General features: G+C 62.7%; 12 protein-coding genes. 5 read left to right on the top strand and 7 right to left on the bottom strand.

The annotated features are described in order from the left end of the window. Window positions 1–87: 87 nt before the first annotated feature. A complete protein-coding gene (locus ACZ5B4_RS10130) occupies window positions 88–771 on the bottom strand; it encodes a hypothetical protein (RefSeq protein WP_464911109.1) in 684 nt (227 codons plus the stop codon). A gap of 103 nt (window positions 772–874) precedes the next feature. After that, window positions 875–2275, bottom strand: coding sequence for an OprO/OprP family phosphate-selective porin (locus ACZ5B4_RS10125; protein ID WP_464911108.1), 1401 nt, complete (start codon window positions 2273–2275; stop codon window positions 875–877). 569 nt (window positions 2276–2844) lie between these two features. Here ACZ5B4_RS10125 and ACZ5B4_RS10120 point away from each other — a divergent pair. Together ACZ5B4_RS10120 and sppA are read left to right on the top strand one after the other, a co-directional pair. Further along, window positions 2845–5064: a glycoside hydrolase family 2 protein gene (locus ACZ5B4_RS10120; RefSeq protein WP_464911107.1), complete on the top strand. Its 2220-nt coding sequence runs from the start codon at window positions 2845–2847 to the stop codon at window positions 5062–5064. 251 nt (window positions 5065–5315) lie between these two features. Continuing rightward, complete coding sequence (gene sppA / locus ACZ5B4_RS10115) at window positions 5316–6380, top strand: signal peptide peptidase SppA (protein ID WP_464911106.1); 1065 nt, start codon at window positions 5316–5318, stop codon at window positions 6378–6380. Between the two features lie 220 nt (window positions 6381–6600). On the opposite strand, the gene ACZ5B4_RS10110 is transcribed toward sppA, so the two are convergent. The 3 genes from ACZ5B4_RS10110 to ACZ5B4_RS10100 form a co-directional block, all read right to left on the bottom strand. Then, window positions 6601–8124: a serine/threonine-protein kinase gene (locus ACZ5B4_RS10110; protein WP_464911105.1), complete on the bottom strand. Its 1524-nt coding sequence runs from the start codon at window positions 8122–8124 to the stop codon at window positions 6601–6603. Between the two features lie 466 nt (window positions 8125–8590). Further along, window positions 8591–10219, bottom strand: a complete 1629-nt coding sequence (locus ACZ5B4_RS10105; RefSeq protein ID WP_464911104.1) for an anti-sigma factor family protein — start codon at window positions 10217–10219, stop codon at window positions 8591–8593. 285 nt (window positions 10220–10504) lie between these two features. Beyond that, the gene (locus ACZ5B4_RS10100; protein ID WP_464911103.1) at window positions 10505–11065 is read right to left on the bottom strand and encodes an RNA polymerase sigma factor; all 561 of its coding nucleotides are present in this window, start codon (window positions 11063–11065) and stop codon (window positions 10505–10507) included. A 406-nt stretch (window positions 11066–11471) separates the two neighbouring features. On the opposite strand from ACZ5B4_RS10100, the gene ACZ5B4_RS10095 reads away from it, so the two are divergent. From ACZ5B4_RS10095 to ACZ5B4_RS10085, 3 genes are all read left to right on the top strand, one after another. After that, complete coding sequence (locus tag ACZ5B4_RS10095; protein WP_464914015.1) at window positions 11472–11870, top strand: response regulator transcription factor; 399 nt, start codon at window positions 11472–11474, stop codon at window positions 11868–11870. A 593-nt stretch (window positions 11871–12463) separates the two neighbouring features. Beyond that, on the top strand, window positions 12464–13309 hold the full coding sequence (hemQ, locus tag ACZ5B4_RS10090) for a hydrogen peroxide-dependent heme synthase (protein WP_464911102.1): 846 nt from the start codon (window positions 12464–12466) through the stop codon (window positions 13307–13309). Window positions 13310–13668: 359 nt separating this feature from the next. Then, window positions 13669–14097, top strand: a complete 429-nt coding sequence (locus ACZ5B4_RS10085) for a DUF2784 domain-containing protein (protein ID WP_464911101.1) — start codon at window positions 13669–13671, stop codon at window positions 14095–14097. Window positions 14098–14111: 14 nt separating this feature from the next. Here ACZ5B4_RS10085 and ACZ5B4_RS10080 read toward each other — a convergent pair whose 3' ends face one another. Then, window positions 14112–14426: a gamma-butyrobetaine hydroxylase-like domain-containing protein gene (locus ACZ5B4_RS10080; RefSeq protein WP_464911100.1), complete on the bottom strand. Its 315-nt coding sequence runs from the start codon at window positions 14424–14426 to the stop codon at window positions 14112–14114. Window positions 14427–14477: 51 nt separating this feature from the next. After that, complete coding sequence (locus ACZ5B4_RS10075) at window positions 14478–15368, bottom strand: phosphorylase family protein (RefSeq protein WP_464911099.1); 891 nt, start codon at window positions 15366–15368, stop codon at window positions 14478–14480. Window positions 15369–15455: the final 87 nt, after the last annotated feature.

Here is a 15455-nt window from a genome sequence, read left to right as displayed (position 1 = left end):
GCGCCGGTCGAGGACGTAGCGTGAATTTTGGACTTCGGAGGAGCCGGGTAAAGGCTCCGTTCCATTTCTAAGCCTTTCCGCCGCGAGTTACATGGGCGGCAACGGCGGGAGGGGCGGCATGGGAGCCAGCAGGGCCGTCTGCTGAGCACCCTGATCCGCTTTTTCCGCCGGGGCCGGGTCCGGTGCCGGGGCTTGAGGCAACGGCTTGCTTTCCTCGACGGCGGGGGTCGGCTCGCTTCCGCCGGCGCACGCGCCGCAGGCTTTGGCCGCGAGGCAGTCGGCGCAGACCCATTGCACGACGGCTTTGTATACCGGCTTTTCGACCTCGTATTCCTTCTTCACCAGTTTCTTGATGGTTCGAGCTTTGCCCGGTTGCGGAGGAATCACGGCGTTGGGAGTCTTGCCCAATTGGCCCAGCAGGCCGCCTCGGCCGCACACGCCGCATCCGGAATCGCCGCAAGCGACGCCCGCCTCGCAACCGTTGCCGCAATCCGTTCCCGGATCACAGCCGCAGGCCGGGTCGGTGCAACCCGTATGCCGGGGCAGGGTCGGCCGCATCGTGCAGATATCGACAACTTCCACGCACCAGCACGATTTCTTAACTTTCTCCACACCGCACTGAATCGTGCAGACCTTTTGTTGGCAGGGGCCGGGTTGGCCGCAGACCGCGCAGCGGCCGGGCGCACCGCAATCCGCCTCTTGGGCCTGGACCATCGCGGGAAGGCCCCAGCACAGCCCCACCATCAACGCCATCACGCCGATCGCTTTCATCTTTCGAACTCCTTTTCGACAGCGTGTCGTTACAGGCTGCCGAAGCTGATGTCTTGCGTTCACTGGACGAATCCCCTTCGAAAAACGCCGGGATGCGCGGTCGTCAGAAGTCGAATTGAGCTCGCATCTGGAAGACGCTCAGGTCGCTGTCGGCGTTGTTATTCGCCGGGCTGACTTGGGCGTAAACGTAATTGAACATCAACCGCGTGTACGGATTGAGGTACCAGTTGACGCCCACGGTGTGGTCGCTGCTGTTGCCGCCGAAGATTAGGGCGTCCGCGTCGTCGAGATCGAGCCACGAGTAGCGATAAGCCAACTCCCAAGCGCCTTTGCCCATCTCGATGTTGCCGTCGCAGGTACGGACGCGGAAGAAGTTCTCGAACGGCTTGACCCGCGTGAAGGCGCCCTTCTTGCGATCGTACGGGCGATGTTCCCCGGTCAGGAAGTAGCTGGTCTGCACGTAGGCGCCGTGGAAGTCGGCGTCGTTGCCCGCGCGATTGTAGAACGCGGCGATGTACTCGGCCTGGACGGAAAACGGCCCGTAGACGAAGGCGATTTCCGGATCGAGCAATTGGTAATCCTCGACGCCGGCGATGACGCCCGTATCCAGGATGTAGGGACCGACGTTGGTCTCGGCCCGAGCGCGAATTCGTTGATTCGGGTCATCCACGTCACGATAGCTGTAGCCCAGCCCCAAGTGCAGCAGGCCGCGGCCGTTGGTGGCCTCGTCGTACCAGGGCAGATAGGTACCCCGCATGGTGAAGGCGTAGCCGCCGTCGTCGTCCGCCACATAAGGGGGTTTGTCGCCGATGGTGCGGAAGCCGCCGAAAGCGAAGGTGAACCGCTCGTTTTCCGAGACGCGATAGGCGGCGATACCCACGTTGCGTTGGGGCGCGAAGACGTTCACAAGGCTGCGCTCCATGAACGTGATGAAGCGCGAACTGGTCAACTCTTCCAAACTCAACGGTTCCTTGTAATGGCCGATCTGGACCCGGCCCAGGAAAGGCAGATCGTTGATGCCGAGATACACGTCCTTGAAGGCGGTGGATTGGTCGTTGGTGCTGTCGCGTCCGGCGAAGTCGACCTCGATCTTGTAATCGAAGACGTCGAATCCGGAGCCTTGCGCGCCCAACCGAGCGGCGCGGAATTGCACGGTGTCCTGGGCGTCGCCGAAGGCGGTCACGCTGCCCGCGCTTTGGCCGAAGAACACGCTATCGACGAAGACCCGACCGTCGACCGAGACGGAGAATTTCTCGGCGGCCTTCTTTTTCGCCTCGGCTTCCTTGGCCTTCATGTCGCCGAGGGCCTTTTCCAAATCCGCCACACGTTGGGCCAAGTCGTCCGCGCTCGCCTGTTGCGGCTCCGCGGCGTAGTTTCCGCCCACCATGTAGGATGGGTCGATCGGCCGCAACTGCTGGAAGCCTTGAGCGCCGGCCCATGGGGCCAGGATCAGGGCGCCCAGACACCCTCCCAAAAACCACCACATTCCGTTGAGTCGCCTCATGATACTCCCTCCGTGAGAAAAACCAGAATTCTCGAGGTTTTGCAGGTCCATTCCGGACCTTGGCACCGAGTGGAAACTTCCACTCTTTCGGATGCCTTTCCGTTTTTACGGGGTCGGTCTCGCGTTGCGGCCCATCCAGCGCGAATTTTTGGAGACGATGCGACCACAATTAGGGCATCGGTCAAATCGGTATGCGCGAAAAAAGTAGTTTTCCCCGGCCGATACATCTTGCCTATTTCTTCGTCGGGAAAACCCCCGAAAATGCGAGCGGTGATGTGGTTTCCTTCAATACGCAGGAGGCCGGCCCGCAAGTTACGAGGAAATCGCGGTCGCCCTGGGCATCTCGTGCCGCGGACGGTCGTTCCGCTCCGGTCGGTCGCTTTTCTGCGCCGATCTCCGCGACCGTCCGAATTCCGATGGTGATCGCCGAAAGAATGTGCCTTTGCGTAAGTGTTGCTTGCGTCGAGCAGACCAGCCGACTATCTTGGGATTTCTGTGAAGATTTTTCGGGCCGCCACAAGGCGGATGTTGTCGTCCGTGCCGCAAGGATAGATACAAGGAACAACCGTATGATGCGACTGTGGGCCACGAGCCTGGTGTTGGGAGCCGTCGTCGGCGTGGTTTCGGCTCAGGATTGGAAGCCTGCGGACAACCCGCTCTTTACCCGTTGGGCGAAGCAAGTGACGCCGGATAACGTCTGGCCGGAGTATCCTCGCCCCACGATGGTGCGGTCCGATTGGACGAATCTCAACGGGCTTTGGGAATACGCGATCGTTCCCCGCGAGTCGGGCAAGCCTGAGGTCTGGGAAGGCAGGATTCTCGTGCCGTTCGCGGTGGAGTCGGCCCTTAGCGGCGTCCGCAAGCCCGTCTCTCCCGATCAACGATTGTGGTATCGCCGCACGTTCTCGGTACCGTCGCTACAAGAGGGAGAGCGACTCCTGCTGCACTTCGGTGCGGTGGATTGGCAGGCCGTCGTGTGGCTGAACGGTCAACGTCTTGGTGATCACACCGGAGGTTACGATCCATTCACGTTCGAGGCCACGTCGGCCCTCAAGCCGGGGGAAAACGAACTGGTGGTGTCGGTGTGGGACCCGACCGATGCAGGCTCCCAGCCCCGCGGCAAGCAAGTGCTTCAGCCGAAGGGCATCTGGTATACGGCGGTGACCGGGATTTGGCAGACGGTGTGGATGGAGAAGGTACCCGCCGCCTACATCCGAGGTTTGAAGATCATCCCGGACGTCGATCACCGCGCGGTTCATGTGACGGCGCAAGCCGAGGGATCGCACCCGGTCCGCGTGGAAGTCCTATGGGAGGGACGCGCGGTGTCGCAGGCCGAGGGGCTCTCGAACGAGGCGATTGCGGTCGCAGTGGACGACCCGAAACTGTGGTGGCCGGACGAACCGAATCTCTATGACCTGAGAGTCACGCTTCTTGACGGCGATCATGCGGTGGATCAGGTCCGGAGCTATTTCGGGATGCGCAAGATCGAGGTGGCCAAGGACGAGCAAGGCATTCCGCGCATGATGCTCAACGGCAAGGCCCTGTTCCAGTACGGTCCGCTCGATCAAGGTTGGTGGCCGGACGGGTTATACACCGCGCCTTGCGACGAGGCTCTGAAGTACGACATCGAGATGACCAAGAAATACGGCATGAACATGGCCCGCAAGCACGTCAAGTACGAGCCGGAACGCTGGTACTATTGGTGCGATCGGCTGGGGTTACTGGTTTGGCAGGACATGCCTTCCGGCGACAGCGGCCGCGATCCCGCCGCCAAGGCGAATTTCCGGCGCGAGCTGCAGGCCATGATCGATGCCCGGTGGAATCACCCCAGCATCATCGTTTGGGTGCCGTTCAACGAGGGTTGGGGGCAGCATGACACGTGCGACGTCGTTTCGTGGATCAAGGAATACGATCCCAGCCGGCTGGTCAACGAGGCCAGCGGTTGGACGGATAACGGTTGCGGCGATCTTTCCGATATGCACAATTACCCGGGGCCGGGCATGCGACCGGTGGAAGAACGGCGGGCCGGCGTCCTCGGGGAATTCGGCGGGCTGGGACTCCCCTTGGCCGGCCACACCTGGCAGGCCGAAAAGAATTGGGGTTATGTGGCCTATCCCGACCGCGAGAGTCTGACCGAAGCCTATGTCCAACTGCTGACGAAATTGCGTCCCCTGGTGGGGCAGGGCCTGTGCGCCGCCGTGTATACTCAGACCTCGGACGTCGAGATCGAGGTCAACGGTTTGATGACCTATGATCGGGAAGTGGCCAAGGTGGACGTGGACCGTGCCGCCGCGGCCGCCCGCAAACTCTACTTGCCGCCACCCAAAGTATCCGTGCTGGTACCGACGTCGGAGCACGGTCCGCAGACCTGGCGGTACACGCTCCAGACCCCGCCCGCCGATTGGACGGCCCCCGAGTTCGACGATTCAGGCTGGGAGACCGGTCCGGGCGGCTTTGGCACGGAAGGCACGCCCGGCGCCGTCGTGCGCACCCCGTGGAAGACGGCCGAGATCCGGCTGCGGCGATCCTTCGAGCTTCCCGCCGTTCCGCAACAGGGTGAAGTCCAGCTCATCATCCATCATGACGAGGACGCCGAAGTCTTTCTGAACGGGAAAAAAGTCTGCTCCTTGTCCGGCTATACGACGAACTATCAAGTCGTCCCGCTGAACGCCGCATCGGCCGGTTTGCTCAGGGCGGGAAAGAACGTCGTGGCGGTGCATTGCCGTCAAAGCACGGGCGGGCAGTACATCGACCTGGGTTTGGCGGTCGTCGAAGAGACGGCCCCGTAGGGCGGATTGGGCGCCTCGGTCGCGGCCGGCGAGACGGCCCCCCGCCGATATGGTAGGGCACGCGCGATCCTCTTTGAGCTACAATAGGTAGGATAGACCTGCCGGCACGGCTCTGCCGGCCGCCTGCCGCCCGATCGGGGATCCGAGATCGCTTTGAGGGGCACACTTCGATCGCGATCGCGGCAGCGTTCGAGCCGCCGGCCGGTTCCATCGTCCGCAACTGCCATCCCTCGATCTAGTCGGTGAACGCCATGATGAGTTCCTTCTATCCGCCGGACGGCGTCGTGACCGCGCAAGTCGTTCCCCCGCAACCGAATCGTTCCAATCGGCCGACCTGGGTGATCATCGTTCTGGGGCTGTTTTTGATGGGTTCGCTCTTCGCCAACGTGGTCTTGTTGGCTGCCCTGGGGCTGTCGGGGCTCGAGCCGAGCAAGGTACGAGAAAAACACTTTTCGCACAACGCATCGGCTGCGGACAAAGTCGCCATCCTATCCCTGGAAGGTCTGATCTTGGATGGCGAGGGTTTTGCCAAGGATCAAATCGATCAGGTGATGAAGGACGAGGACGTCAAAGCCGTCGTCCTCCGGGTCGATTCGCCGGGCGGCACGGTGACCGGCTCCGATTACATCCTCCACCACCTCAAGAGGATGCGAAGCGAGCGGGACATCCCGGTCGTCGTGAGCATGGGATCCGTCGCCGCCAGTGGAGGCTATTACATCTCGATGGCGGTGGGCGATACGGCCAAGAGCATTTTCGCGGAACCGACCACCTGGACCGGCTCGATCGGCGTCATCATTCCGCACTACGACGCCGCGGAGTTGGCCGGCAAATTGGGAATCAAGGAGGATTCCATCGCCAGCCATCGACTCAAAGGGATGGGCAGCTTCCTTCGCCCGATGACGGAGGAAGAGCGGGCGATCTTCCAGCAATTGGTGGATGACAGTTTCTCTCGCTTCAAGGAGATCGTTCGTGAGGGTCGGCCCCGTTTTCGGCAAAAACCGGAGGAATTGGACAAGCTGGCCACGGGGCAAGTGTTCACGGCTCAACAGGCCAAGGATGCCGGCCTGGTGGACGAAATCGGTTTCCTCGAGGACGCGGTGGACCGCGCCATCGAATTGGCCGGCCTGGACCCGGATGAGGTCAACGTCGTCCGGTATCAAAAGGAACCGACGCTGGCGGACCTGGTGCTGGGAGAATCCATCAGCTCGCGGCTGCCGCACGCGGAATGGGATTGGCGCGTTCTCTTCGATGCGGCGGTGCCTCGCCCGTTCTATCTCTTCAGCCGACTTCCGGTCTTGGTGGACAGCAGCCATTGATGCCGACGCGGGGGAGCGTTCCTCCGGGAGTGGTACCGGTCGACGGTCACTGCGCATCGCAGTCCTCCGATAGCGGTGCGATGCTCGGCGTCCCGCGCAGACCGGCGGTAGAGCGGGCCGTTACTTAACAGCCGGGCGCGTTATTTTGACACCCCGCCGGCGGGTGCGAGAGAGTCGCGCGGGAAGCGGCTTTCAGACGGTGCGGTGCCTCTCCGCCCCTTCAACCGCGGACCCAAAAGAGGTAGGCGGCCAGCACGAGGCACACGACCAATCCCAAACCGCCGACCGCCCAGAGCCACCAAGGCATGGGCGGGCCGACGGACCGACCTTTGCCCGTCACCCGTCCCGACCGCACCAGGTTCAGGAGCGGGTCTTCTTCGATATGGAGTCCCGGGAAATCGGCAGGCTGCGACGGCGATTGGGACTCGGCGAGAGGCTTTGCCACAGGTAACGGCAAAGACTTGCCCGAATCGTCCTTCTTGTTCTTGCCGCCGTCTTTCTGGACGGTAGGGAAGGCCCCACTCGTGCGCACGGTCGCCGCGGGCGTTTCCGCGGTCGGGGATTTCGGCCCGACGCGACTCGGCGAGCCTCCGCCCGAAAGCGGCTTGGCGGACGGCAGTTTGCTCGACGAGGCGGGTTTGTCGGCCGCGGGGGGCGATTCCTCGCGGAGACTTTGTACAATGGCGCTACCCCGGCCGCTCCCATTGCTGATCGTGAAGCCGTGATCGGTCAGCCATTGGGTAAGCACGGCGGCGACCTGCTCGGCGGAGGCATAGCGGTCGGCGGGCTTCTTGGCCATCATTTTGAAACAGATGGCGACTAGATCCTCGGGCACGTCCGGACGGGTCTGGCGGATGTCCGGCGGCCTTTCTTTCTGGTGTTTCATCAGCCGCTGCGGTAGCGATCCCTCCGGAAAAGGCGGTTTGCCCGTCAGGAGGAAATACAGCGTACACCCCAGGCTGTAGATGTCGGCGCGGGCGTCGACGCCGTGGCTGTCGATGGCTTGTTCGGGCGCCAGATAGTCGGCCGTGCCCAACACGTTCTCGTCGTAGGCGATGGTCAGCGAGGCCGCCTCGTCGGCCGTAAATCGGGCGAGCCCCAAATCCAGGACCTTGATGGTGCCCTTGCCGTCGACGAGCAGATTGGCGGGCTTGATGTCGCGGTGGATCAGGCCCGCTTGATGGGCGTGCGCCAGTCCCTCCGCCGCTTGGCGGATATAATCGGCCGCCAAGTGAGCCGGCAAGGGGCCGTCTTGCCTCACGATCCGCTGGAGGTCGCGTCCCTCCACGTATTCCATGACGAGGTAGTGATTGACCCCGTCATTATCCACGTCATAGGCGCGGACGATGTTGCGATGATCCAGGGCCGCGGCGGCTTGCGCCTCGCGGTGGAAACGCGCCAAATAGGAGGAATCTTGGACGCGATGCTTGGGCAAGACCTTGATCGCCACCCGCCGCTGCATCAGGACATGCTCAGCCAAGTACACGCTGCTCATGCCGCCCGTTCCGAGGTGATCCAAGAGGCGATACTTGCCCAAGAAAAAGCCCTTGTAGCGGCCCTCCAACAATTTTTGGCTTTGCCAACGGGTGAGCAGTTCGGCGCGGCAAAGATGGTCCGCCATCTCCTCCGCAGTGAGGACGCTTTTATTGATCTCGGGCGGCAGTTGCGCTAGGAATCGCTGCAACCGGTCGCGCTCCACCAGTTGGCTGCGAAGGACGAGATCGAGAAACTGTTCGACCGTCATGGTGAGGGATTCCGCAAACCGGCGGGCGGACTCCGCCGACGGGGGCGAGGGCCGCCATGCTCCCCTCGCCGCGTGCTGCCCCTTCGCGGCATTCGACTCCACCTCGCTTCCTAACATCAGAGTATCACGGAGGCCGCGGCGAAGCTACCCGTCGGCAAAGTTCCGGCGGCCGTTTGCATTGATCTCGGCCGTGATGGGGCGCGAGCCATCGATTTGCGGCGCTTCAAGGGCGCTTCAAGAAAGACGATTCCCCGCGCTCCGCCCCAAGGGACGCGCTCCGTCCCGTCCGGCCCGCGCGGCGGGACTCCGGGCATCATCGCACGGCCCGCGCGCCGCTCGGTTTGCGACGCTGCACGAGTCTGCCAGCGACTGGGCGGGGATCTTTGCGGCCTATCGTTTCCCTAGCGAATCGCGGCGCATTGCGACGAGAATAGGGGCCGACGCGTGCTGTTGAAGGCCGCGCGAGTCACTCCTTCGCAGGAGGCGGCTCGGAGGGTGGGGAAGGGGCTTGCGGCTCCGAGCCGGTTGGAGGTACCAGCCGAATCGTTACCCGATACAACGTCGGCACCGGCGCTTGGCGCTGTACGGGAGAATCGAGAGCGGCCCCGGACTTTTCGCGTTGCGGCAGAGCGCCGGGAGCCGACGGCGCGGGCGGCACGGCCGCCAAAGGAGCGGCCTCGGCCAATGCTCGCCGCGCGACGCCATTCACGGCCTCGGATGCCGATTCTCGAATCCGGCGCTGCACAAAGCCCAAAGCGGTGGGAAGCGTGATGTCGGCGACCTGCTCCGGCTCTCTTTCCAGCTCAGCCAATACCGCTTCGACTTGTGACAATCCGCCGGTGAACTCGACGACCACGGCGCCGCCTTTTTCCTCGGATTCCACGAAGGTATGGACTTCCGGTTCGCCCATGGATGTCCCAGCGTCGCGGGAAGGTTCGGCTCCTCCGGCCGCACCGGCCTCCGCCGAGCGGGCGAGGGGCGCCCCCATGGCGTCGGACGGGACCTCCCAAGCCTCGACGGCCGCGCCGGGGACGCGAGCTTGCGCCGCCGCGAACTCCCAGCCGCTGTATGCATCCGCCGAATCGGGCACGGAGTTGCGCCGCTGAATCACACGCGCGACTACGGCTTGAGGATCGGCCTGGGACGTCAGGCGGCAGACGATTTCGACGGGCACCACGCGCGGCACTTGCGGCATGGCAGGCGGTCCTTGCAAATCGTACTGCCGCAGGATGGTCACGCCGGAATCGCCGGAAGTGGAACCGCGCCGCGCGACCGGGGAGTCGTCGGCCGGTTGGGCCTCCGCGGGCGCCGTCCCGGCAGCCGGACCCCGCGACGCGAACCCCCCCAGGCCCATGCTGTCGCCCCCGCCGACCGCTTCCGCCTGAGATTCGCTGTGGGCCAACTTCTCTGCCGAATCAAGGGCGCCGCCGGACCGCCGCGATCGTGTCGCCGGCAACCTTTCCGGGCGGGAAGCGGCCGTGACGCCCTCGGCTTCGGCCATGCCCTCACGATGCTCGTCGGCGGATTCCATTGCGATTTCGCCCGGTAACGCCTTGATGGCAAGGTCGGAGGGCGCGGACGCATCGCGATCGCTCTGTGTTTCCGGAGCGCGGGCGACCTGATCGACGCGGCGATCGTGGAACTGCCGGGCCGCGTCCATCATGAAGATCACGAAGGCGAGGGAGGCTGCGATCAAGGCCCAACCCAGGTTCCGAGGTTGCGCGAGCCGGCGCAAGATCGCCGTGGGCGTCCAAGCACTGCCGGTAGCCGATTCCGCCAACTTTTCGTCTCGCGCGGACGAGCCGACGGGAGGCGTTTTGGCCAAGCCCGCTTCGCCCGATTGCGAAGGGAATCGATTCTTCTCGCTTGTCCCGGTACGGCGTGCGATCTCGGCCCCTACCCGATCCGCCAAATCGACGGGGGCGTTCACCCGAGGCAAGGACTGAAGGATGTTCGCTTGCGTACGCAACTCTTCCAGAAGTTTCCGCGCGGACTCGCTGCCGGCCAGCAACTGCTCCAGTTGGGCCTGTTCTGCGGCGGTAAGCTCGCCGTCGAGATAGGCGCTGAACAGTTCGTTTTCCGGCACGTCTTTCATGGTACGGCTCGTTGGGTGGGGGGATTTCCCACCCTATTTCCTGTCATCAGACCGTTCAATGTAAGCAAATCGACCTACAGCGACGGAATAACTTTACGGGAATCCGGCCCCCACTTCGGCGGCACGGCGCGAATCAAAGCGTACGCGACCGATCCGCGCCTTTGATGCCCGATGTTGCCTATAAAGTTCCCTCAAATTCGTGATTTTTCGGAGAAATGATGAATATGGGAGTCGTAAATTCTTGACAATGGCAGCAAGTTGATACCCGACTTTATTTCTAATCATTTATAGAAGGTCGGCATAAGCCTCCTTGAGTTTTTCGCGAAGCATGAGGCGAGCGCGGTGCAAGCGACTCCGGACCGTGCCGATAGGGACGTTCAGTATTTCGGCGATGGTCTCGTAACAACAGCCGTCGATCTCGCGGAGCACGAGGATTGCCCGATGTTCCTCGTTTAAGGTCGCGATGGCCTCCCGCACGCGACGGCAGCGCTCTTCCTGTTCCAGAGGGATCTCGGGGGCCGGCCCCCGGTCGGGAATTTCGTGTCCCGACTCGTGGTGGACGGCTTCCACCGATTGGACCGGCTTTTTCTTACGGCGATGGGTCGCCGCGACGTTGAACGCGATGCGGTACAACCAGGTGTAAAACGCACTCTGACCCGCGAACGACGCCAGATTGAGGTATGCCTGGACGAAGGCCTCTTGAACAACATCCAGGCATTCATCAGGATCGCCGACCACGTGGAGCATGGTGTTGTACAGGCGGTCTTGGTACTTTTGCACCACCCGCCCGAACGCCGCCGAGTCTCCTTGCAGCGTGGCCTGGATCAGTTGTTCGATGTCGTTCACGGCCAATCCGTAAAATGAGACGCATCTTCGGGAGAAGAAGTTCCGCGGCCCGGCCCGTCTGTATTTCACATCATGACCCTTCCACCTCGGGATGTCAAATCCGTTTCCGCGGCCGGCGGTAGGTGAAGCGGGTGCATTAACGGCAAGGGAGAATTAACCACAGAGAGTTGCCATAATCCCTCTTAAATGTGGGTATATTCCGCTTGCATGATGACTTAGGATGCTGGAAGATGTTGATTGGAACGACGTGCTTTTCGGAATTCAGGGCGGGATCGCCTTGGAGTTCCGGCTGGAGCCATTTCGTCGGGCTGTCCTCTCGGATTGCCCTCCACACCGAATAAGGTCCGCCACGATGTCCCCCTCGAGATTCGCCGAAACGGATGACCGCCCCGCCGAGGACGCCGCCATGACGCAAGAGATGGATTCGCGCGAAAAAGCTACCCAACGACGACGCATCTTGCTCGTGGACGACGATCCTGAGATCGTCGAGTCGATGCGGATCGCGCTGGGAGCGTTGGGTTACGAAATCTTGGTCGCCCGCGACGGTAACCAGGGGCTGAACCTGGCCGACACCCAAGATCCCGATCTGGTCATCCTCGACATGATGATGCCCAAGCGGAGCGGTTTCTTGGTCCTCGAGCGTCTCCGCCAGACGCGGAAGGTTCCGACTCGGGTCATCATGATCACCGCCAACGAGGGCAACCGCCACAAGGCCTATGCCGAGATGTTGGGCGTGGACGACTACATCCGCAAACCGTTCCCCATGGATCGGTTGATCGAAAGTGTCCAACGGCTCTTGGGCTGACTTCCGCCTCGCGGCGGCGCGATGCGGAAGGGCGATTTAATACGCCTCCGTCTCTTTCCGTCCTTGGCGTGAGGATGGCCGCCGAGGGCATCCGCTGAAAAGCCCCATTTCCGGGAGCGAGACGTACCCTCCCGCGAACGTTTCGATCATCGCCGGGCGGGGCACGCTCCGACGCGTTCGCCCATTTATTCCGCCGGCACAGTCTCCGTCGGGAACAGGGCGACCGATTCCCGATTCTGCTTAAGGTCGGCTGTTGGGCCGATTCACACGGCTTGGGGGATTATGCACCGCCCCCTCGTCGATTCGGTTGCCGCATCGGTTTTTGAGTCCGGCGTTTCCGGCCGCCCGATATCTCGGGGAACGCTGCGGGAATGGTGCTCGCTTGTCGCGCCGGCTTGTTCTCTCCAATAATTGCCACAAGTTGAACGCCGTGGCGCATCCGGGATTGCGGGGAGCGGCAATCGCGTCTCTTTTCGCGAATCGGAGGCGGCCGCGGCACGACAGGGGCTTCGGGGGACGCTTCCGCGTTCTTGGTCGCGGGAGCGTTTCCGGCTTTAGAGCAGTGGTCTAGTAAGAGAGCAAGACAAGTCATCATGAGTGATCGTTTGGAATCGGCGCCGCGACCGGAAATCTCGTTAACACCGACCGAGGGTTGGCATTGCCTGCACGTCTTCTATCGTTTCGATCGGATGCGATTTCGGACGTTGGGACCGGCGGAGCGAGCGGACGGGTGCCGCGAGTTTTGTGATCTGCTGTCACCGGGGCGGGAGGGCGGACCCGTTCGCATGCAGACGTTTTTGGTGATGGGGCATAAGGCCGACTTCGGCATCATGATGCTGGACCCCGACCCGCTCAAGCTCGACGCCGTGCACCAGGACCTGTTGTACGGCTCGTTGGGGCCGGCGATCTGCCCGGTTTGGTCGTTCGTCTCGCTGACCGAGGTGTCGGAATACCTGCCGGATGAACAGCGGTATGCCCACCGTTTGGAGGAGGAGGGGCTGAAGCGCGGTGAGGAAGAATTCGAGCGTCGCCTGGCTCAGTACTCCAAGCGGTTGGAATACATGCGTCGCCAGCGGCTTGAGCCGGACCTGCCGAGCTGGCCCGCCTACTGCTTTTACCCCATGAACAAGCGACGGCAACCGGAGGCCAACTGGTTCCTGCTCGATTTCGCCACGCGGGAGCGATTGATGGCCGAGCACGGCGAAAGCGGCATCGCCTTTGCCGGAAAGGTCACGCAGTTGGTGACCGTCGGGATCGGTTTGGAAGATTGGGAATGGGGTGTTTCTCTTTGGGCGCGCAACCCCCAGTTCCTCAAGGATATCGTGTACCGCATGCGGTACGACGAGGCGAGCGCCAAGTACGCCGAGTTCGGCCCGTTCTACAGCGGTTACCTTATGCCCCCGCGTGAAATCTTGGACCGCTGCCGGATTCGGGAGTGATCCTTCGCCGGGATGGCTCGGAACCCGTGTTCGGATCGTCTGCCGCGGTCCGCCCCGCCGCTGGGGCTTCCGATTTGGCGGAGCCGTTCTATTTGGCCCGGCTTAGCCCGGCACGCCTGGTAAACCCTCCCCTGACCCGGCGCCGGGAATAACCGGCACTCGCGGCGCATCTAATCCGTAGGGGGGTGCTCGGCTGGGGGCTTTCTGCGGGCAAGCGATCGATCGCCGTAGCGGGGGAAGACGGTGCCGCTTGGGAGCATCTCCCGGTTGGGCACGCTCCCGAATCCGCGAGGTGAGTCCGATCGATCCTCCGCCATGGTTCGGAACGATCGGCAATCAACCGGAGGGCAACCGGGAACATGCGTGTTTACGCCTACCTTGCCGATGTGGTGATCGCGGTGCACTTCGCGTATGTCGCGGCGGTGCTCTTGGGTTTGGTCCTGATTCCCCTGGGATTCTTCTTCCGCTGGAGGTGGGTTCGGAAGTTCTGGCCCCGCGTCATCCATTTGGCGATGATCGGCATCGTGGCCTATCAAGCCTGGCTGGAGATCGAATGCCCGCTGACGACGCTGGAAAAACACCTAAGAACGCTCGCCGCCGTGGACGTGTACCCCGGCTCCTTCGTCGGACATTGGATCGACCGCATTCTTTTCTGCGAGGCGCCTCCGTGGGTGTTCGTGACGGCGTATACCTTGGTGGCGGCAGTGACGGTGTTGTTGACGCTCTTGGTCCCACCGGAGCGGCCCGCCTGGTGGCGACTGCCGGGACGGAACGCCGGCCCTCGGTGAACGGCATCCGGCGGTTACGCGGTTTCGCCCCATTGGTAGAGCTTCTCTAGGGTATAGATTCCCGTGTCGTGACCGTCGCTGAATCCGATCTTGTAGGCGTAGTTGCCGACCGGTTCCACCAGACGGAAGGTGACGGTTTCGGGGATGTCGGCCAGCGGCGCGTCGAGGGGCAAGGCGGGTACGGCGTGCCTCCGCGCTTCGTTGCAGCCGGCGCAAGGACACAATGCCCGCAGTCGCCGAGGCGAGTAGCGGCGGCGCTGCCCATCGCTCCATGCGATGACCAGATCCGCTCCTTCCAAGCCAAGTTCCAAAGGACGCGGTTGAGACATCTTGTTCGGTTACCTCCATGGAATGGTCCGCCGACCTTTCGGCCGGGAATATCAAGAAAAATTCGGCAGCACGGCGACTAGGAAATCGGCCAACCGGTCGCCGGCCTTTACGGCATATTCATACAGCCGCCAAAGCTCTTTTAAGGTGGCCCAGCGGCGGAGCACCGCCCCCGCGGCAAACCCGAGTTGTTGGGCGAAATACCGCTTTTCCAACAGGTATTCCACCTCCTTGGAGAGACGATCTTCCCAGGTGTCGGTGATGACGCGGACGGAAAGCATGGGGACCTTGGCGGCACGGCAGACTTCGGCCGCGGCAAAGGTCTCCATATCGACGGCCCAGGCCCCGAAGTCGGTAGCCAATCGACGTTTTTCCGCCGGTTCGCGGATGACGCGCGGTACCGTGAGCAGCGGTCCCGTCTTCCATGTTCGGGCGACGGTGGAGTCGGCAGACCCTTCGGCAGGTTCGGCCGGGGTATCGAGCCGTAGTTTTTTTCCCGAGTGGTGCAAGAGCACGTCCGGGATGAAGATATCGTAGCGGCTCAGTTGCGGGACCAGACCGCCCGCGAAACCCACGGCCAATACATAGCGCGGTCGGTGCCCGAGTATCAATGCGGAAGCGGCGCGGCGGGCCGCCTCTTCGCCGGGACCGGCCGTGATGATCGCCGTGGGACACCCACCGATCCTTCCCATCCACGCGGCGAAACCGTCGCCGGCCAGCTCGATCGCATCCTCCATCCGCCTGCGCAGCGGGTCGGCCTCGGACGGCAGGGCCGCGACGATGCCTACTCGGACTGAAAACTCCTGCAAGTCCTGACGGCGGTTGCCGGCTTCCGCCTGGTCGGATTCGCGGTCCGGCCCGTGCAGAGATTCGCTGAGGGCTTGCCGCAAGGCTTCCCCTGCGGTTGCCTGAATCTGGGATCTCAGCCAGTGGTGCAAGACCATCGCGACGATTCCAAAGGTAGTACGCCGTTGGGAAGGCCTCGAGTGAGGACCCTTCGCCCACGTGGAACGATGTCCGGCGTCCGCAAT

The organism is Thermogutta hypogea (assembly GCF_055386265.1).
Note: the sequence above shows the minus strand (reverse complement) of the source record. Positions and strands in the feature narration are given on the sequence as shown.

Bases quoted from the DNA above. Each gene is read 5' to 3' on its own strand.
- hemQ (WP_464911102.1), top strand. From the start codon at position 12,464: ATGAGTGATCGTTTGGAATCGGCGCCGCGACCGGAAATCTCGTTAACA.
- ACZ5B4_RS10105 (WP_464911104.1), bottom strand. From the start codon at position 10,219: ATGAAAGACGTGCCGGAAAACGAACTGTTCAGCGCCTATCTCGACGGC.
- ACZ5B4_RS10130 (WP_464911109.1), bottom strand. From the start codon at position 771: ATGAAAGCGATCGGCGTGATGGCGTTGATGGTGGGGCTGTGCTGGGGC.
- ACZ5B4_RS10095 (WP_464914015.1), top strand. From the start codon at position 11,472: ATGACGCAAGAGATGGATTCGCGCGAAAAAGCTACCCAACGACGACGC.
- ACZ5B4_RS10080 (WP_464911100.1), bottom strand. From the start codon at position 14,426: ATGTCTCAACCGCGTCCTTTGGAACTTGGCTTGGAAGGAGCGGATCTG.
- ACZ5B4_RS10075 (WP_464911099.1), bottom strand. From the start codon at position 15,368: ATGGTCTTGCACCACTGGCTGAGATCCCAGATTCAGGCAACCGCAGGG.
- ACZ5B4_RS10125 (WP_464911108.1), bottom strand. From the start codon at position 2,275: ATGAGGCGACTCAACGGAATGTGGTGGTTTTTGGGAGGGTGTCTGGGC.
- ACZ5B4_RS10120 (WP_464911107.1), top strand. From the start codon at position 2,845: ATGATGCGACTGTGGGCCACGAGCCTGGTGTTGGGAGCCGTCGTCGGC.
- ACZ5B4_RS10085 (WP_464911101.1), top strand. From the start codon at position 13,669: ATGCGTGTTTACGCCTACCTTGCCGATGTGGTGATCGCGGTGCACTTC.
- sppA (WP_464911106.1), top strand. From the start codon at position 5,316: ATGATGAGTTCCTTCTATCCGCCGGACGGCGTCGTGACCGCGCAAGTC.
- ACZ5B4_RS10110 (WP_464911105.1), bottom strand. From the start codon at position 8,124: ATGACGGTCGAACAGTTTCTCGATCTCGTCCTTCGCAGCCAACTGGTG.